This window comes from Pseudomonas sp. Irchel 3H3 (genome assembly GCF_900187635.1).
Lineage (GTDB): Bacteria > Pseudomonadota > Gammaproteobacteria > Pseudomonadales > Pseudomonadaceae > Aquipseudomonas.
Genome location: NZ_FYEC01000015.1, coordinates 97,577 through 116,228, shown reverse-complemented (window position 1 = coordinate 116,228; position 18,652 = coordinate 97,577). Strand labels below are relative to the sequence as shown.

The 18,652-nt window shown below is 62.4% G+C and carries 17 protein-coding genes and 1 pseudogene; 8 read left to right on the top strand and 10 right to left on the bottom strand.

Features of this window, described 5'->3' with window-relative positions; all coding sequences use genetic code 11:
* Positions 1–52: 52 nt before the first annotated feature.
* The 5 genes from CKW24_RS17475 to CKW24_RS17455 are packed head-to-tail and all read right to left on the bottom strand — an operon-like array spanning position 53 to position 3,826.
* A complete protein-coding gene (locus tag CKW24_RS17475; RefSeq protein WP_095169416.1) occupies positions 53–1,039 on the bottom strand; it encodes a FecR family protein in 987 nt (328 codons plus the stop codon).
* Complete coding sequence (locus CKW24_RS17470; RefSeq protein WP_095169415.1) at positions 1,036–1,608, bottom strand: RNA polymerase sigma factor; 573 nt, start codon at positions 1,606–1,608, stop codon at positions 1,036–1,038. Before CKW24_RS17470 ends, CKW24_RS17475 begins: the two co-directional genes overlap by 4 nt.
* A gap of 14 nt (positions 1,609–1,622) precedes the next feature.
* The gene (locus tag CKW24_RS17465) at positions 1,623–1,949 is read right to left on the bottom strand and encodes a DUF3325 domain-containing protein (protein ID WP_095169414.1); all 327 of its coding nucleotides are present in this window, start codon (positions 1,947–1,949) and stop codon (positions 1,623–1,625) included.
* Positions 1,950–3,536, bottom strand: a complete 1,587-nt coding sequence (locus tag CKW24_RS17460) for a PepSY domain-containing protein (protein WP_095169413.1) — start codon at positions 3,534–3,536, stop codon at positions 1,950–1,952.
* Positions 3,533–3,826, bottom strand: coding sequence for a DUF3649 domain-containing protein (locus CKW24_RS17455; RefSeq protein WP_095169412.1), 294 nt, complete (start codon positions 3,824–3,826; stop codon positions 3,533–3,535). Before CKW24_RS17455 ends, CKW24_RS17460 begins: the two co-directional genes overlap by 4 nt.
* 218 nt (positions 3,827–4,044) lie before the next feature.
* On the opposite strand from CKW24_RS17455, the gene CKW24_RS17450 reads away from it, so the two are divergent.
* From CKW24_RS17450 to fecA, 3 genes are all read left to right on the top strand, one after another.
* Positions 4,045–4,533 carry a sigma-70 family RNA polymerase sigma factor gene (locus CKW24_RS17450; RefSeq protein WP_095169430.1) on the top strand — a complete coding sequence of 163 codons (489 nt, stop codon included), beginning with the start codon at positions 4,045–4,047 and terminating at the stop codon, positions 4,531–4,533.
* On the top strand, positions 4,530–5,477 hold the full coding sequence (locus CKW24_RS17445; protein ID WP_095169411.1) for a FecR domain-containing protein: 948 nt from the start codon (positions 4,530–4,532) through the stop codon (positions 5,475–5,477). The genes CKW24_RS17450 and CKW24_RS17445 overlap by 4 nt, the downstream gene beginning before the upstream one ends.
* Positions 5,478–5,567: 90 nt before the next feature.
* Positions 5,568–7,922, top strand: a complete 2,355-nt coding sequence (gene fecA / locus CKW24_RS17440) for a TonB-dependent Fe(3+) dicitrate receptor FecA (RefSeq protein WP_095169410.1) — start codon at positions 5,568–5,570, stop codon at positions 7,920–7,922.
* On the opposite strand, the gene CKW24_RS17435 is transcribed toward fecA, so the two are convergent.
* On the bottom strand, positions 7,923–8,795 hold the full coding sequence (locus CKW24_RS17435; protein ID WP_095169409.1) for a LysR family transcriptional regulator: 873 nt from the start codon (positions 8,793–8,795) through the stop codon (positions 7,923–7,925).
* A gap of 106 nt (positions 8,796–8,901) precedes the next feature.
* Between CKW24_RS17435 and CKW24_RS17430 the strand changes: the two genes are divergently transcribed.
* Entirely contained in the window at positions 8,902–10,398 is a 1,497-nt protein-coding gene (locus tag CKW24_RS17430; protein WP_095169408.1) for an MFS transporter, read from the top strand.
* Between the two features lie 51 nt (positions 10,399–10,449).
* Here CKW24_RS17430 and CKW24_RS17425 read toward each other — a convergent pair whose 3' ends face one another.
* Together CKW24_RS17425 and CKW24_RS17420 are read right to left on the bottom strand one after the other, a co-directional pair.
* On the bottom strand, positions 10,450–10,860 hold the full coding sequence (locus tag CKW24_RS17425; RefSeq protein WP_027618585.1) for an HPF/RaiA family ribosome-associated protein: 411 nt from the start codon (positions 10,858–10,860) through the stop codon (positions 10,450–10,452).
* 211 nt (positions 10,861–11,071) lie between these two features.
* The gene (locus tag CKW24_RS17420; protein ID WP_095169407.1) at positions 11,072–12,019 is read right to left on the bottom strand and encodes a LysR substrate-binding domain-containing protein; all 948 of its coding nucleotides are present in this window, start codon (positions 12,017–12,019) and stop codon (positions 11,072–11,074) included.
* Positions 12,020–12,154: 135 nt separating this feature from the next.
* On the opposite strand from CKW24_RS17420, the gene CKW24_RS17415 reads away from it, so the two are divergent.
* The 3 genes from CKW24_RS17415 to CKW24_RS17400 all read left to right on the top strand — a co-directional run bounded on the left by CKW24_RS17415 (position 12,155) and on the right by CKW24_RS17400 (position 15,513).
* Positions 12,155–13,531, top strand: coding sequence for an L-serine ammonia-lyase (locus CKW24_RS17415; protein WP_095169406.1), 1,377 nt, complete (start codon positions 12,155–12,157; stop codon positions 13,529–13,531).
* Between the two features lie 62 nt (positions 13,532–13,593).
* Positions 13,594–14,895, top strand: a complete 1,302-nt coding sequence (locus CKW24_RS17410) for a serine/threonine transporter (RefSeq protein ID WP_095169429.1) — start codon at positions 13,594–13,596, stop codon at positions 14,893–14,895.
* 300 nt (positions 14,896–15,195) lie between these two features.
* A complete protein-coding gene (locus tag CKW24_RS17400) occupies positions 15,196–15,513 on the top strand; it encodes a DUF3509 domain-containing protein (RefSeq protein ID WP_095169404.1) in 318 nt (105 codons plus the stop codon).
* On the opposite strand, the gene CKW24_RS17395 is transcribed toward CKW24_RS17400, so the two are convergent.
* On the bottom strand, positions 15,510–16,010 hold the full coding sequence (locus CKW24_RS17395) for a phosphate-starvation-inducible protein PsiE (RefSeq protein ID WP_095169403.1): 501 nt from the start codon (positions 16,008–16,010) through the stop codon (positions 15,510–15,512). The two genes, CKW24_RS17400 and CKW24_RS17395, sit on opposite strands and share 4 nt — an antisense overlap.
* A 292-nt stretch (positions 16,011–16,302) precedes the next feature.
* Between CKW24_RS17395 and CKW24_RS17390 the strand changes: the two are divergent.
* A pseudogene (locus CKW24_RS17390) lies at positions 16,303–16,557 on the top strand (YebG family protein); the annotation flags it as partial.
* A gap of 168 nt (positions 16,558–16,725) precedes the next feature.
* Here the strand turns inward: CKW24_RS17390 and CKW24_RS17385 are convergent.
* On the bottom strand, positions 16,726–18,516 hold the full coding sequence (locus tag CKW24_RS17385) for an acyl-CoA dehydrogenase C-terminal domain-containing protein (protein WP_095169401.1): 1,791 nt from the start codon (positions 18,514–18,516) through the stop codon (positions 16,726–16,728).
* Positions 18,517–18,652: the final 136 nt, after the last annotated feature.

Genomic DNA, 18,652 nt, shown 5'->3' with positions numbered 1-18,652 from the left:
AATAATTGCACACCCGCGATCTGTAGCTGCTACGCGGGTATTGCTGGGGCCTTTAGCGCAGGATGATCAGGCTGCCCAGGTGGTTCTGCTCGAAGCCCAGCAGCCCTTGCAACGATGCCGGGACTGCTTGCGGGTCGTGGCTGGGGAAGCTGCCGCTGATACGGCGCGTGCCCAGTTCATCGTTGAGCAGGACAATTCGCCCCGGGTAATAACGCTGCAGGTCCTGCACCACGTCGGCCAGGGGTGCCTTGTAGTAATTCAGCCAGCCCTGGCGCCAGGCCAGTTGCGCCTGCGCATCGATAGCTTGCAGGGCACGGGCCTGGCCGGCGCTGTAGGCCACTTGCTGGTCAGCGCCCAGCACCTGCTGCTCGGCACCTTTGCCCGGGGTGACGCCGACCCGTCCCGAGAGCACGCTGACCTGCGCGCCCATGGGTTGCAGGCGCACCTCGAACTGGGTGCCGAGGACTCGCGCCTCGCCTTGGTTGGCATCGACTACAAAGGGTTCACCCGTGTGGCTGACGCTGAAAAACGCAGCCCCCCGTCGCACCTCGACGTGCCGTTCACCGCGGCTGAAATCCACGGCGATGGCGCTGTCGGCATCCAGGGTGATCACTGACCGATCGGCCAGGGTCACGCTGCGCACCTGCCCCGGCGCCGAGACATAGTCGGCGCCCAGGTCATCGAACCAGCGCGACGGCTGCCAGCCCGCCCCCATCGACACCATCAGCAGCAGGCTGGCGGCCAACGCCAGCCCACCCGACCAGCGCCGCACACTGGAACGCCGCGAGCGGTTCATCGCATTCAGGTAGCCCTGCAAGGCCAAGGCATCTTCATCGGCCAGGGTCCGGGCGGGCACTTCGCTGAGTTCCCAGATCACCTGGGCCTGGGCATAGGCCTCGGCGTGGGCAGGATCGGCCTGCAGCCAATGACTGAAGGTCGCTTGATCGCCACTGCTTGGCTGATCGTGCAACAGGCTCAGCCAGGCCAGTGCGGCCTGTTCCTGCGCGGGCGTCGGCAGGACGCGAGTGTCGTGGTTCACGGGGCTTTCCCTGGCGTACGTGATTCGGGGTCCCGCAGACTGGCCTTGCAGGCTTCGAGCGCGCGCATCATATGTTTTTCCACGGCACTCTGGGACACGCCCATGACCTTGGCAATCTGCGCGTACTTGCGGCCGTGGATGCGGTTGAGCAAAAAAATCTGTCGGGTGCGCTCGGGCAAACTGCGCAGCGCAGCTTCAACATGGCGCAAGTCATTGCCGGCTTCGAGGGCCGCTTGCGGCTCCACCCCAAGATTGTCCTGCTGCTCCGGCAGCCAGCCTTCGCTCAGCCGGCCCCGGGCGCCTTCGCTGCGCAGGTGATCGATGGCGATGTTGCCGGCGCAACGCAGCAAATACGTGCTGAGTTCCTCGACTTGCACCAACGGCCGCCGCCAGAACCGCAGAAACAGGTCTTGCACCAGGTCGGCCGCCGTCGCCCGACACCCCACCCGCCGACTGACCAAGGCTTCCATCTGCGAGCGCTGGGACAAAAACACCTGGAGAAAATGCGCACGGCCGCTCGGGCTGTCGCTACCGTCGGCCTTCTGCGGTTCAGGGGGCATGCTGATCATTCGGCTCGCCTCGCCTACCCCAGCGCCAACGCGACCAGTGGGCTGAATAGCAGCCCGAGGGCCGCCATGAGCATCACCAGGCGCGGCCGATATGGCAGCAACCACACCAGCAGCATGGCGCTGGCCATCAGGGCCGCGCACCACTCGACCAGGCCCAGGCTCCAGCCGGTGGCCAGGACGGCCGCCGCCAAAGACAGGCCCAACAGCGACCAGCCACACAACTGCAGCAGCCGCCGCACACGCGTCGTCGGCGTACGGGCGAGCAGGTCGCGATGATGGCGGTCCATCGACAGGCACAACGCGGTAAATCCGCTGTAGCTCAGCAACACGGGCAGCAGCATTCAGTTCACCTCGACTTTGGATCTGACACTCGGCGCACGCACCGCACGCGCCGGGGCTTTGCCGCCGAGCTGCGCGGCACGCCTCATCTTCCATGCCGCCCAGGCGAGAAACACACCACTGCCCAGGCACGTCAGGTCAAAGCCCAGACGGGCCCAGTCGCCTTGCGCCAGCAACATGCGTAACGACTGCTCGCTGCTCAAGGCGTCCAACAGCGGCACCGCACAGAACAACCCGGCGGCCAGTGCCAGTTGCTCAACCCAGGCCACGCGACCACGACGCACCAAGGCATGCAGCAGGCTCAAGCCCCAGGCGATGAAAAAGCTGTTGACCTCCCACTCGCCACGCTCGGCCAGGTTCACCGGCAACAGGCGGTTGGCGCAGAAGAACACCGCCACTGCGATCAGCAGCCCCGACATGCTGGCGATATTGAGCACCTCCACCAGCCGCAACTCAAACGGCATCACGCCGCTCTTGGCATGTTTCAACTGGCGCTTGCCCAGCCAGATTACCAGCCCGGTGCCGATCATCGCGGTGCCGGCCAAGCCACAGATAAAGTACAGCCAGCGCAGGGTCGGACCGGCAAAATGCCCTAGGTGCAAACCGTAGAAACTGCCCGCAATGGCCATGGGCGCCGGACGTGCCGGATCAGCCGTGAGAAATGCGCCGCTGACCCCGTCGAACGCCACGGCACTGCCGAACTCATACATCACCCGGTCGGCGCTGCTGCGCATGACATTCACCGTCGCCTTGACGTCGCCTGGATGGCTCACCGTCACCAGGCGCACCTGGCCGCCGCCCCACTGTTCACGCGCCCGCTCGACAAAGGGTGCCAGCGCCAGCAACTGCCCGGGCTGACCCTCGGCCTTGGGTGACTCGGACGCCGGGAATAGCTCACTGAAGAAGCTATCGGTATCGCCCTGATAAGCCACCAGGATGCTCGCCGGCATCACCATGTACATGAAGATCACCAGGCTGCTATAGGTGATCATCAGGTGAAACGGCAGCACCAGCACCCCCACCGCGTTGTGCCCGTCGAGCCAGGAGCGCTGGCCCTTGCGCGGGCGGAAGGTGAAGAAATCCTTGAAGATTTTCTTGTGGGTGATGATCCCGGTGATCAACGCCACCAGCATCAGCATTGCCGCGCTGGTGGATAACCAGCGGCCCCACGGATGGGGCATCTGCAACTGGTAGTGGAAGCGATAGAAGAAGTCGCCGCCGCGGGTATCGCGCACCTGCAGCACCTCACCGCTGAGTGGGTCGAGTTGGCGTTGCTCGCGAGGGCCGCGTCGGCCTTCATTGCCCGGCATCTGCCAGGACACCGACAGGCCAGGGTCGCGCGCGCTCGGCAGGCTGATCACCCAACGCCCGGCACCGCCAGCGTGCTGCTGCAGGTAGTGCTGCGCCAGCGTCAGGCTGGCTTCGCTGCTGACCTGGCGCACCGGGATTTCCGGCTGCATCCAGTGGCTGATCTCGTCGTTGAAGTACGACAAGGTACCGGTGAGGAAGATCGCGAACAGAATCCAGCCGAAGATCAATCCGGTCCAGGTGTGCAACCAGGCCATGGCCTGACGGAAGCCCTCTTTCATGATTGCCCCAACCAGTAACCCAGGCCACCGAACGCTGCCAGCACCACGCCAGGCAGCAACAGGCCGAACCACGCCTGCCAGGCGCTGCGACTGGCAAAACACCAGAGCACGGCCACCAGGTACACCAGGAAGGACGTCATCATGCCGCTGACCACGGCTTCGGCGCGGGCCATGGGCAGCCACAGGCTCATGCAGATACTGGCCAGTGCCGCGAGGAGGTAACCGCCAAACAGCGCGGCCAGCACCCGCGAGGTGACGGCCAGGCGATAGGAAACGGGGAGGCTTTTCATGTTTCGACCTTGAAACGAAAGGAAATCTGCGCGCGGTCCATGCCAGCGCAGGGTCAACGGAGGCCAATAGTAATGATAAATATTCTCATGTGCAAAAGACTCAGATGAAAAAGCCTGGCTCCGCTGGTCAGCGCTGATTGCTTGATTGCCAGCAAGGCCACTACAATGCGAACAATTCTCGTTATCTAACGCATTCAAATTCTCTCGCAGTGGTCACCTTGCAGCCCGCCAATACCCTCGAAGGTCTCTATCACGCCCACCACAACTGGCTGACCGGCTGGCTGCGGGGCAAGCTCGGCTGTCCCCATAGCGCCGCCGACCTGGCCCAGGACACCTTCATGCGGTTGCTGACCGCTCGGGAAACTGTGCCGCTGATCGAGCCGCGGGCCTTCCTTACCACCGTCGCCAAGCGGGTGCTGTGCAATCACTATCGCCGCCAGGACCTGGAGCGCGCCTACCTCGAGACCCTGGCGCAATACCCGCAAATGACCGCGCCATCGGAAGAAGACAAGGCAATCATCCTGCAGACCCTGATGGAGCTGGACCAACTGCTCGACGGCTTGGCGCCCCAGGTGAAACGTGCGTTCCTGCTGGCCCAGGTCGATGGCCTGAAGTACGCCGAGATCGCCCTGGAACTGGGGATTTCCATCGCCACGGTCAAACGTCATTTGCACAAGGCGGCCCTGCGCTGCTACTTCGCCCAGTGAACGCCAACCTGCACACCCCGACGCAATTTTCCCCACAGGTGGCCGAACAAGCCGTTTGCTGGCTGATCGAAATGCAAGAGGGAGCGCTCAGCCCGCGCCGGCAACAGGCCTGGCAACAGTGGCTGCATGCCCACAGCGAACATCAACGGGCCTGGGAACATATTCAACGGGTCAACCAGCGCCTGAGCGGCCTGTCCTCACCCCTGATGCATTCGACCCTCAATGCGCCGAAGTCCGCCAGCCGGCGCCAAGCCCTGAAACTGCTGCTGATTCTCGGCGCCGGCTCAGCCGCCACCTGGGGCCTGCGTGAGCACAATCCCCTGACCCCGCTGCTGGCCGACTACCGCAGCCCGATCGGCCAGCGGCGCAGTGAGCAACTGAGCGATGGCAGCCGGTTGATGCTCAACACCAACACCTCGGTGGATGTGCGGCCAGGGCTGGTTCATTTGCTCGAGGGCGAGATCCTCCTGACCCGCAGCCAAGGCGCCGGACCGCTACACCTGCAGACCGCCCAAGGTGTCCTGCGTCTCGCTGGCGCGCGCCTGAACGTGCGCCAACTGAGCACTCGCACCCAGGTTGCGGTGTTCGATGGCCAGGTCGAACTGAGCGCCAACAGTGGCGCGAGCCTGCTGTTGGAACCGCACCACCAGTTGAGTTTCACCGAGCGCAGCTGGGACACGCCCCGCGCCCTGGATGCCAACAGCGGCGCTTGGGTCGACGGCATGCTGGTGGCCGCGCACATGCGCCTGGCGGACTTTCTCGAAGAACTCGGCCGTTATCGGCGTGGTCAGCTCAACTGCGACGCTGCGGTCGCCGACCTGCTGATTTCCGGCAGCTACCCGCTGGACGACAGTGAACGCATCCTCGACCTGCTGGAGGTCAGCCTGCCGGTCACCGTCAAACGGTTTACCCGCTACTGGGTGACAGTGCAGGCACGGGTGTAGGTTTTTTTTCATTTCGCGTGAGCCGTTTTTCCGATCTGGCGTGACAGAGAAACAAAGCCACCTTGATTCCCTTCTCTCAGGATCGTCGCCATGCCCGCCCGCCCCACCTGCCTTACGCCCCTCGCCCGTTCGCTGCGTCAGCTCCTGCTCGGCGCCAGCCTGGGATTCGCTGCCGCACCCATGGCACTGGCCGCCGAGGCCAAGCCCTATCACATCGCCCCGAGCTCCCTGGAAAGTGCGCTGAACCAGTTCGGGCGTGAAGCCGGAGTGCTGATTTCGTTCGGCTCGCAGGTCACCCGCGATATCCACAGCCCAGGCTTGGTGGGTAACTATGATCCGCAAACAGGCTTGCAAGCGTTGCTCGAAGGCACCGGCCTGCAAGCCCGCTCCGAAGGCAACAACGCCTACAGCCTGCAACCGGTCAGTGCGCCGGCAGCAGCGCCCACCCTGGAGCTGGGCACCTCCAATGTGGTCGGTGACTGGCTGGGGGACGCCGCCGCGATCAATGTGTTCGAGCATCCGGGCGCGCGCGATGTGGTGCGACGCGAGGAGTTCCAACGCCAGGGAGCCACCCAGGCACGGGACGTGCTCAACCGGGTCCCCGGGGTCAACGCCCCGGAAAACAACGGCACCGGCAGCCATGACATGGCGCTGAACTTCGGCATTCGCGGCCTCAACCCACGCCTGGCGTCGCGCTCCACGGTGCTGATGGACGGCATCCCCGTGCCGTTCGCACCCTATGGCCAGCCACAGCTGTCGTTCGCGCCGATCAGCATGGGCAACATGGACGCCGTGGACGTGGTGCGCGGTGGCGGTGCGGTGCGTTACGGCCCGCAGAACGTCGGCGGCATCGTCAACTTCGTGACCCGGGCCATCCCCGATCAGCCGACGCTCAAGGGGGGCATGCAGACCGAGACCAGCCCGTCTTCCAGCCACGACGGCTTCAAGAGCAGCGCTAATCTGTTGGCCGGCGGTACCGCCGCCAACGGTATGGGTGGGGCGCTCCTGTACTCCGGCACCCGCGGTGGCGACTGGCGCGAACACAGCGACACGCAAATCGACGACCTGATCCTCAAGGGCAAGTACCAACTCGATGACGCCAACAGCTTTAATGCCATGGCCCAGTACTATGAAGGCAACGCCGACATGCCCGGCGGCCTGAATGTGGCTGACTACGCTGCCGACCCGTACCAGTCGACACGCCCCTACGACAAGTTCTGGGGTCGTCGGACGATGTTCAACGTCGGGTATCGCTACGAACAGGATCGCCGCGAATTCACCGTCAACAGCTTCTTCACCAAGACCCTGCGCAGTGGCTACCTGGACCAGGGCAGTTTCCTTTCGCTGTCACCGCGCGAGTATTGGGTGCGCGGCCTGGAAAGCCGTTTTGCCCAGGGCTTCGACCTCGGCCAGAGCAGTCACGAAGTCGGCGTCGGCTACCGCTACATCAACGAAGCCGGCCACGAGTTGCGCTACCGCACACCGATCAGCGCCGATCAGCAATTGCCCAGCACCGACAGCCGCAACGATCGCGACACCCGCGGCGGCACCGAGGCCAATGCGTTCTTCGTCGATGACCGGATCGATATCGGCAAGTGGACCATCACCCCGGGCGTGCGGTACGAAATGATCGATTCGCAACAGTCCAACAACCTGACCGACGTCCAATACAAAGGCGACTACAGAACCACGCTGCCGGCGCTGAATGTCATGTACCACCTGAGCGATACGTGGAACCTGTATGCCAACACCGAAGGTTCGTTCGGCAGTGTGCAATACAGCCAGATGCCCAACCGGGTGACCAGCGGCGAAGTCAAACCGGAGAAAGCCCGTACCTGGGAACTGGGAACGCGCTACGACAATGGCAACCTGCGGGCCGAGATCGGCGCGTTCCTGATCAACTTCGACAACCAGTACGAAAGCAACCAGACCAACGACTCGGTGATCGCCCGAGGTGAAACCCGTCACCAAGGCATCGAGACCAGCATCAACTATGCGCTGGAGGGCTTGAACCCGGCGCTGACCGGCTTTGATGTCTACGCGACCTACGCCTTCGTCGACGCCACCATCCGCGAAGACGGGCCGAACCAGGGCAACCGCGTGCCGTTCTCCTCCCGGCACAAAGGCACCCTGGGTATCGGTTACACCGAAGGCCCGTGGCAACTCAATCTGGACAGCAGCTTGCAAAGCGACCAATACGCCGACAACGCCAACACCCAGGCCGAAAGCGCCGATGGCAGCACCGGCAAGATTCCCGGCTACATGCTGTTCAGCAGCCGCGCGGGCTACGACTTCGGCCCGCAGCTGTCTGACCTGACGGTCGCGGTCGGCGTGAAAAACATCTTCAACACCCAGTACTTCACGCGCTCGTTCGACGACAACAACAAAGGCAAATACGTGGGTGAGCCGCGTACGGTGTATGTGCAGACGTCCATCGCGTTCTGATCAACTGCCCGCCAGGCACGACGGCGTGCCGGCCACCAAGGCGTCGATGGCACAGCGCGTCTTGGCCGGCATATGAACCGCCGTGGGCCAGATCACATGGATCGGTGAAGGCTGCTCACGGTAGCTGGGCAACACGGCTTCCAGTTGTCCACGCAGCACATAGTGCGCCACCAGCCAACTCGGCAACCAGGCCAGGCCCACGCCCGCGATAGCGGCGTCGGCCACGGCCTGGAGGTCGTCCATCAGCAGCGGCGAAACCACCCGGGAACGGTGTGGGGTATTGCAGCGGTAGGCGATGCCGCGGTGGCCGGCGAGGTCGTCGATCGATTCAATTGGCCCCACACGTTGCAAATACGCCGGTGCCGCCGCCAGGCACACGGACTGTTCACCCAGGCGACGCGCGCTGAGGCGGTCGGTGTCGGGCAGCGGGCCGATTCGCACGGCCACGTCGAAGCCTTCCTGGACCAGATCCACCAGCCGGTCGGCGAAGCAAATCTCGATTTCCAGCTCTGGATAACGCGCCATCAAGCCCCACAGTGCGGGCGCCGCGTAGTGATGTCCGAACGCCAGCGGCAAACTCACCCTCAAGCGTCCGCGTGGCTGTTGGCGGCCACTTTCCAACACCGATTCGGCTGCCTCCAGTTCCGCCAGTGCGCGCAGGCAATGTTCGTAGTAGGCCTGGCCGTCTTCGGTGAGCCGTTGGCGACGGGTCGAACGCTGCAACAGGCACGTGCCAAGCCGCGCCTCCAGCCGCGCCAGACCCTTGCCCACCGCCGAGCGCGTGAGATTGAGCCGTTCGGCGGCCTCGGTCAGGTTGCCGCTTTCGACGATCTGCAGAAAGAGTTCAACGCCATCAAAACGTGGTGTGGCCATGGTGCAATTGTCGCCCTTGAGTCCCCTATCAAAAGAAAATTTATCACGAATAAAGAACCAGGTTCCCGCGAGAATGACTCCCATCGTTTATCCACAGGAGAATCCCATGCCACCCGCCGCCAGCTTATCGGCCGCCAGCACACCCAGCACCGCCAGAAACAACCTGGCCCTCACCGCCGTGTGCCTGGTGGCACTGATGTTCGGCCTGGAAATTTCCAGCGTGCCGATCATCCTGCCCACCTTGGAACAGCAACTGGGCACCGGTTTCCAGGACGCCCAATGGATCATGAACGCCTACACCCTGGCCTGCACCAGCGTGCTGATGGCGGCAGGCACATTGGCTGACCGCTTTGGCCGTCGACGCATGCTGGTGCTGTGCCTGTGGGTATTTGCCGTGGCTTCGCTGGTGTGTGGGCTGGCCGGCAGCGCCTCCACACTGATTGTCGCGCGGTTTGTCCAGGGCATTGGCGGTGGGGCGATGATGATTTGTCAGTTCGCCATCCTCTCGCACCTGTTCCGCGACCCGGCAGCGCGGGCGCGGGCATTTGCCATATGGGGCGTGATTGCCGGCGTGGGCCTCGGCTTCGGGCCGATGGTCGGCGCATTGATCCTGGCCGTGGCGGATTGGCGCTGGGTGTTCCTGGTGCATGTGCCACTGACATTGTTCACCTTGGTACTGCTGCGCGTCAGCGTGGAAGAATCCCGCGACCCGAGCGCTCATCGCCTCGATATCGCCGGCATGCTGACGTTGACGCTGTCGGTGTTTGCCCTGGTCTACTTCATCACCCAAGGCAGCGAAAATGGCTTTGTACCGGGCTGGGCGGGCCTGGCGCTGGCTGCGTTGCTGTTGTTTATCGTGATTGAGCGCCGCAGCGCGCACCCGATGTTCGACTTCGCGGTATTTCGCATCCACCGTTTCAACGGTGCGCTGATGGGCTCGATCGGCATGAACTTCAGCTTCTGGCCTTTCATGATCTACCTGCCGTTGTACTTCCAGGCCGGCCTGGGTTACGACACCCTGACCACTGGTGCGGCCCTGCTCGCCTACACCTTGCCGACCCTGCTGGTTCCGCCGCTGGCCGAGCGCCTCGCCCTGCGCTACGGCGCCGAAGGCGTCATCCCCTTGGGCCTGGGACTGATGGCTATAGGGTTTCTGGCCATGGCCGCCATCAACATGGCCGAACACCCGGATATCGGGCTGATACTGGCTAGCTGCGTGCTGACGGGCGTGGGCCTGGCGCTGACCAACTCGCCCACTACCAACACCACCACGGGCTCGGTGTCCGCCGACCGCGCGGGCATGGCGTCGGGCATCGACCTGAGCGCACGATTAATTACCTTGGCAATCAACATCGCGCTGATGGGCCTGGTGCTGTTGCTGGGCATCAGCCATCAACTGGCTGAGGTGTTGCCTGCGAGCACTGCACTGGACTGGCCGGCCATCAGCCAAAACATTGCAGCGGGCAAGTTGGATTCGCCAGGGCTGGCACTCGACGATGCCCAGGCAGCACTGCGCCATGGCGCCGGTTGGGCCATGTTGTTTGCAGGGTTGGGGGCGTGTGGGCTGGCGCTGCTGAGTCGGTATTTTTTCCGACGCAGCTAAATGAAATCGGGCCTGCAAATGCAGGCCCGCTTGTAGAGGATGAAGAACCGGTCAGCCGTTGATCACAGCATTTTCGTTTTCCAGGAATTCCTGTTCCAGTGCGTCTTCATTCACTTTGTTGATTGGCTGGTTTTTCCCGGCAGCGCGTGGCTTGCCTTGCAGTCGACCAAACAGATGTTCCAGCGCGTGTTCCAGTTTGGTGGCTGCGCTGTCGATCGCCTGTTCCAGGGTATCGCCCTTGGCGGACACCGACAGTGGTTGATGGCCTTTTGGCCGTGCTTCCAGGCGGCAACTTAAATCGTGGGGACCGGGCTTGTCGCCGTTCTCATCCCGCAGGTAGACCTCAACGCGGGTCAGGTCTTCTTCATAACGTTCGAGCGTGCTCTCAATGGTAGTACGTACCCACTCCTCCAGTCGGATGCTGCTTTCAATATGGTTATCGCTGTTGACTTGGATTTGCATAGTTCATCCCTTATTTCAGCTAGCTCGCGAGAGGTCCGGTGTAGCGTTGAATCTTCAGTGACCGTGACCTCTTACTTACAGAGTTGGGCAGACGGTGAAACAATTCAACCCCTAAAAAAAGATAAATTTTCATTGCTGAAAAAGTCGGACAACGGACAAAAGCGCTGTTAAGGTCGGGAGTTGGGTCGCCTGGTAACACTGCAACAATTACTCACATCTGCCCCTCACCCAAAGGGTGCATTCCGCGAAAGATCTGCGCCTCTTCCACCAGCCAGTCGTGCACCGCGCGTACGCCCGGATGGCTCAGCGCACCCGGTGCATACAGCAGCACGTAACGTTTGTAGTTGGGCACCGCAACACCAAAGGGCACGATCAGGGTGCCGCGCTCCAGTTCATCATTGAGCAGCGTGCGCCGGGCAATGGCCACGCCCATGCCAGCAATCGCCGCCTCGATGGTCAGGTGGTTGCGATTGAACGTATGCCCACGCCGTACATCTGCACCGTCGAAGCCGATGGCGTTGAGATAGAACTCCCATTCCGCGTATTCGTAGCTGCCCCGCCAGGCGGTGATGTCGTGCAACAACGGAAAATGCACCAGGTCCGCCGGGCCGTGCAGCGGGGGGCGCCCACGCAGCAGGCTGGGGGCGCAGACCGGAAAAATCTGTTCATCGAGCAAGGCTGTGGATAACAGCCCCGGGTAGCTGCCATCGTTCAGGTCGATCGCCAGGTCGAAGTCGCCCTCGTGCAGGGCCACGCTGCTGTCCTCGGCCACCAGGCGCAACTGGATGTCCGGGTAGCGCTGTTGCAAGCGCGGCAGGCGCGGGGTCAGCCATTTGCCGAGGAAGGACGGGATCGAGCGCAGGCGCAGGATGCCGCTGATCATGCCGGCGTCCAGTCGGCGCAACTCTGCGTCGATGCTGCCATAGGCTTCGCCGACGGTGATCGCCAGGCGCTGGCCTTCGGCACTCAACTCGACGCCACGGGCGCGCCGATGGAACAGGCGGAAACCCAGGCGCTCTTCCAACTGACGGATCTGCTGGCTGACCGCCCCGGGGGTGATGTGCAGCTCTTCGGCACAACGGGTGAACGACAGGTGCCGCGCCGCACAGGAAAACACATGCAGCCAGACGTAGGTCTGGGCGTGAAATTGACGACTCATCGTTTAGTCCTGCTAAAGCCTGTCTTAGGAAGTTTCGTTGGTCACCGTGGACCGAGGTAGGCAGTATCGCCGACATTGCGCTCGTCCTACAAAAAATGGCAGCGATTCCTACTCCATTGCTTGTAAGGCTTTAGCATGGCTATCAGTGTTTTTGATCTCTTCAAGGTCGGCATCGGCCCGTCCAGTTCCCACACAGTCGGCCCGATGCGCGCCGCCGCCACCTTCGCCCAGGCGCTGTTCGACCAAGGCCTGCTGAGCCAGGTCTGGCGCGTCGAAGTCCGCCTGTATGGCTCGCTGTCTGCCACCGGCGTCGGCCACGCCACCGACCGCGCCTGCGTCATGGGCCTGATGGGCGAATGGCCGGACAGCATCGACCCCAACAGCATCGGCCCACGTATCCAACAGCTACGCGACAGTGGCGAATTGCAACTTGGCGGCCGCCTGAACATTGCCTTCGACTGGCAACGCGACCTGCTGCTGCTCGATGAGAGCCTGCCCTACCATCCCAACGCCATGGCGCTGAGCGCCTTTAGCGAAAGTGGCCTGCTGTTCGAGCAGACCTACTACTCGGTGGGCGGTGGTTTTATCGTCGAGGCGGCCGAGGTCGAGTCCGGCACAGCAGCAAGCGATGACGTGCAGTTGCCGTACGACTTTTCCAGTGCCGCCGAACTGTTGTCGTTGTGCAACCAGCACGGCCTGCGGGTTTCCGAATTGATGATGGCCAATGAACGGGCCTGGCGCAGCGACGCGGAAATCCGCCAGGGCCTGCTGCATATCTGGTCGGTGATGCGTGAGTGTGTCGAGCAGGGTTTGCGCCACGAAGGCATCTTGCCCGGTGGCCTGGATGTGCCACGACGCGCGGCGAAATTGCACCGCAGCCTGTTGGAAATCGGCAAGCCGAACGTCATCAGTTCGACCCTTTCGGCGATGGAATGGGTGAACCTGTTTGCCCTCGCCGTCAACGAAGAGAACGCCGCCGGCGGGCGCATGGTCACGGCACCGACCAACGGCGCGGCCGGGATCATTCCGGCGGTGCTGCATTACTACATGAAGTTCAACCCCGAGGCGTCGGATGACGATGTGGTGGCGTTTTTCCTCGCCGCCGCGTCCGTAGGCATCCTGTGCAAGAAGAACGCCTCGATCTCCGGCGCCGAAGTCGGCTGCCAGGGTGAAGTTGGCTCCGCCTGCGCCATGGCCGCGGCCGGCCTGGCCGATGTGCTGGGCGCCACGCCCGAGCAACTGGAAAACGCCGCCGAGATCGGCCTGGAACATAACCTGGGCCTGACCTGCGACCCGGTCGGCGGCCTGGTCCAGGTGCCGTGCATCGAGCGCAACGCCATTGCTGCGGTGAAGGCGATCAACGCCACCCAGATGGCCCTGCGCGGCGACGGCAAGCATTTCATCTCCCTCGACCGGGTGATCCGCACCATGCGCGATACCGGCGCCGACATGCATGACAAATACAAAGAGACTTCACGGGGCGGCCTGGCTGTCAGCTGGGTGGAATGCTGAGGAGCATTCCCTGCCGCCCGTAACACGTGAGCCTGAGCAAAAATAATAACGAGGCCAAAACGATGACCGATGTACGTACACCTGCTGCCGAAAACCCCGCTGTAGATCTGACCCACGCTACGCAAACAGCCCACAAGGGCTGGAGCAAACACGACAGCACCTGGATGCTCGGCCTTTACGGCACGGCCATCGGTGCGGGCACCCTGTTCCTGCCGATCAATGCCGGCGTCGGCGGCTTCTGGCCGTTGCTGGTACTGGCAGTGCTGGCCTTCCCGATGACCTTCTTCGCCCACCGCGGCCTGACCCGTTTTGTCTTGTCGGGGCGCTCCGGCGATATCACCGAGGTGGTGGAAGAACACTTCGGCGTCGGTGCCGGCAAGCTGATCACCTTGCTGTACTTCTTCGCTATCTTCCCGATCCTGCTGGTCTACAGCGTGGCGTTGACCAACACCCTGGGCAGCTTCATGGAACACCAGTTGCACATCACCCCGCCGCCGCGGGCGGTGCTGTCGCTGGTGCTGATCCTCGGCCTGATGGCGATCGTGCGTTGCGGCCAGGGCGTGATCGTCAAGGCCATGAGCGTGCTGGTGTACCCATTTGTCGCGGCCTTGCTGTTGCTGGCCCTGAGCCTGATCCCGAACTGGAACGGCGCGTTCTTCGCTTCCGCCAGTGAGGGCATGCCGCTGCCGGTGTTCTTCAAGACCCTGTGGCTGGCGATCCCGGTGATGGTGTTCTCGTTCAACCACTCGCCAATCATCTCGGCTTTCGCCGTCGACCAGAAGCACCGCTACGGTGCCCAGGCCGAAGCGAAAAGCAGCGGCATCCTCGCCGTCGCCCACAGCATGATGGTGCTGACGGTGATGTTCTTCTGCTTCAGTTGCGTGCTGGCCCTGTCCCCCGCTGACCTGGCGGCTGCCAAGGCGCAGAACATCTCGATCCTGTCGTACCTGGCCAACCACTTCCAGACCCCGGTCATCGCCTACGCCGCACCGTTGATTGCGCTGGTGGCGATCACCAAATCCTTCCTGGGCCACTACATCGGCGCCAGTGAAGGTTTCCAGGGCCTGATCGTCAAGAGCCTGCGCGGCCGTGGCCGGGTGATGTCGGCCAACTGGCTGAACCGTGCCACCGCACTGTTCATGATTCTCAGCTGCTGGGCCGTGGCGACTTTCAACCCAAGCATCCTGGGCATGATCGAAACCCTCGGCGGGCCGGTCATCGCGTGCTTGCTGTTCCTGATGCCAATGTATGCGATTCGTCGCGTGCCATCTCTGCGCAAGTATTCGGGCCAAGTGTCGAACGTGTTCGTGGTTGTGATCGGCCTGATTGCACTGTCTGCGATCATCTACTCCGTTCTGCCCTGAAACGGACCGTTGGAGGCTGAGCGGCTGATGCCGCTCATCTGCTCCATGTGGGAGCTGGTGCCCGCTTGCGGCTTGCCAGCGATAGCGCAGTATCAGGCGCCGCCGATGCTGGTTGTGCCGGCCCTATCGCGGGCGAGCCCGCTCCCACAGGATGGGGTCAGGCTCGCTGATCTTCAGGTGATCACCCCCGCGGGCATGCCCCTTGCTACGTCACTGCTATCTGCCGACGGTCCGGAACTGCGAACAATTGCGGGCGCAGTCGGTCAATGACTGCACGATCCAATCAAGCGGTGACGCATTATGGACAACCCCTTCCAACTGATTACCGACACCTTTGCCGCCGATTATCAGATCAACCTGAGCATTCAGGGGCTGGACGGCGGCATCATGCTGACCCTGTCCAACGCCGGGCGCATCGTCGCCAAGCGGATGATCAGCGTCGCCCAGCGCAACGATCCGCAGCGTTTGAAACGGCTGGTGCAAAGCATTCAGTTCGGCATCGCCATCGAGCAAGGGCATAGCGCCATGGCTATTCTCGAAGCCATGACCGACAGCGACAACCTCAAGTTGCCGCCGCCGCTGGCCAAGGCCGCCCTGCCCCTGTCAGCCCGGCCTTAAAGCTCGCCCTTCTCGACTTCCGGGTGCTCACTGGAGCCGGCACCCACCTTGCGTTGCGGGTGCTCGATCTTCACCGAGGGGAACTGCGAAGAGGCATAACGCACCACCAGGATGGCAAACGCCAACAGCAGAATCCCGCCGCACAGGTAGATGATACCCACGTCCGGCGGGTTGTGGTGCGACACGTTGGAGATCAGCAGGCGGGTCAAGGCGGTGATCGCCACGTAGATCAGAAACCGCACGGGCATGTGGTTGGTCTTGAAATAAATCCCGACCATCGCCCCCAGTTCCAGGTAGATGAACAACAGCAAGATGTCGTCGATCTTGATGTGTCCCTCTTCGATCATGCCAAGAAATTCCATGACCGCCGCCCAGGCCGTGACCGCGCCAATGGCGAACAGGGCCAGGTAATGGAAGGTTTCGACGAACAGGTTGCCCAGGGTTTCCGCCAGCTCATGCACGTTCTGGCGAATTCGCTCCGCCCAATGGATTTTCACGGTAATTGTTCCTTAGGTCGGTTCGACCGGATGATGCGGGTTCGATATGACTGTTGTTCTGCATGCAGAAAAAAGGCCAGCGGCTGTGATGTGAGATGACGGTGGACCGGGATTGGACACTTTGTGTGTCTGAGCACTGCGCGGAGCATGGCATAGCGCCACCTGACAAACCGTGAAACCGGTCTAGATTAAAAAGCGACTACCCAAAGGACCGGGATTGGCTTATCCTTTCGCTGTATATAAATACAGTAGTCGCAATAGACAACTAATGTGAAGGCATGTGAGGTGGTAAATGGCCGTCGAAGTGGTATACCGCAGCAGCCGAGATCTGGAGCGCTTGTTCATGGATAAAGCCGAAGCTGACCGTCATGACAAAATGCTCGAACTCGCCGAGTTTCTGGCACAAGTGCTGCAAAAAGCCGTTCCGTCCCTGACCGAACAGCAAGTGGAAGAAGCCGGTATCTACATGGCGAAGAATCGCGATGTGTTCGCCAAGGCGTTCAAGAGCCAGCCGGACGCCCTGACCGAACTGCTCAGCGCCCCTGCCCCGGCTGTACCAGCGGTCGAGCCTGCTGAACCCGCCGCAGAGGTCGAGCCAGGCGAACCCGCCAAGGCTGCCAAACCGGCCAAGGCGGTCAAAGCCGCGAAGTAATTACCGGCAGAATTGAACAGGCCCTGAATCACTGATCCAGGGCCTTTTTCATGCCTGTAGCGATTAGAAGGCGAAACTGGTTTCGGGCATCGCCATCAGCGACTCCGCTCCCGCCAGGACTGCCTCGCGATGGGCACTGGCCCGAGGCAAAATCCGGTCGCTGTAGAACCGCGCACTGTTCAACTTGGCCCGGTAGAACTCGACTTCCTCGGTGCCGGCGGCCATGGCCGCTTCGGCACAGGCTGCCGCCTGCAACCAGAAGCCGGCCAACAGCACATAGGCCGAGTACTGCAGGAAGTCCACGGAGCAGGCACCAATCTCCTGCACATTGACCGCACTGGTGGCGATCACGTGAGTCGTCAGCGTTCGCCATTCCAGCACCCGCGTCTCAAGCGCCAGGACCAGCGTGCTCAACTCGCTCGACAAGGCGTGACGGGCGCACCATTGATCCAGTTCGTCCTGCAGCGCAGTGAGCTGTTGGCCGCCATCGGCGAGCAGTTTTCGACGGATGAAATCCAGCGCCTGGATGCCGTTGGTACCTTCGTAGATCTGGGTGATGCGACTGTCGCGCATCAACTGCTCCATGCCCCACTCGCGGATAAAACCGTGGCCACCGTAAATCTGCACTCCGAGGCTGGCGACTTCCTGGCCCATGTCGGTGAAAAACGCTTTGACGATCGGGATTAGCAACGCCGCGCGCTGGCTCGCTTGCTTGCGCGCCTGGGCATCCGGGTGGGCATGTTCCAGGTCCAGTTGCTGCGCGGTGTAGGCCGCCACCATGCGGCAGCCTTCGAGCAGGGTTTTCTGGGTCAGCAGCATCCGCCGCACGTCAGGGTGGACAATGATCGGGTCGGCGGCTTTGTCCGGCGCGGCAGAGCCTTCCAGCGCTCGCGACTGCAAGCGTTCGCGGGCGTAGCTCAAGGATCCCTGGAACGCCCGCTCGGCAATGCCCAGGCCTTGCAGGCCAACCTGGAAACGCGCGTCGTTCATCATGGTGAACATACAGGCCAGTCCCTGGTTGGCCGCGCCGATAATCCAGCCGCTGGCACCGTCAAAGTTCATCACGCAGGTCGAGGTGCCCTTGATCCCCATCTTGTGCTCGATGGCCCCACAACTCAGGTTGTTGCGCCGCCCCAGGCCGCCGTCGGCACCGGCGATGAACTTGGGCACCAGCAGCAGGCTGATACCCTTGACCCCGGCCGGGGCATCCGGCAATCGGGCCAGCACCAGGTGCACGATGTTCTCGGAAAGATCCTGCTCGCCACCACTGATGAAGATCTTGCTGCCGCTCACCGCATAACTGCCGTCCGCCTGGGGTACGGCGCGGGTGCGTAGCAGTGACAGGTCGGTCCCGGCCTGGGGTTCGGTCAGGCACATGGTGCCGGTCCAGGTGCCGCTGACCATTTTTTCCAGGTAGAGGTTTTTCAGCGCCTGGTCACCGTGTTTGTACAGGGCCAGCACCGCGCCTTCGGTTAGTCCGGAGTACACCCGAAACGACAGGCTGGCGGCCATCAGCATTTCATGAAAACTCGCCGCCACCATCTGTGGAAAACCCTGTCCGCCGTATTCGCTCGGCCCGGTCATGCTGGCCCAGCCGTTGTCGACGTACTGTCGATAGGCCTGGGGGAAACCGTCGGGGGTGCTGACCTCACCGTTGGCCAGGGTGGCGCCTTGTTCGTCGCTGTTGCGGTTGAGCGGCGCCACCACCTGCGCGGTGTAACGCGCCGCTTCGTCCAACACGCCATCGATCAGTTGCCGATCAAGGCCGTTACCCAGCAACTCACAATGGGCACTTACATCGAATAGTTCATGCAGGACAAAGCGCATGTCCCGCAAAGGTGCTTGAAAGCTCATCTACGACCCTCTCGTCCATCGGCAAAATTTAGCCAGCCTCTACCTTGCCGAAAAAACCGCGGACGGCCGCAAGCCCGGCGTGACAAAAAATGCTCACCGAGCGGCTCTTGCTGAAAATAGCGCGAACAATACTGGC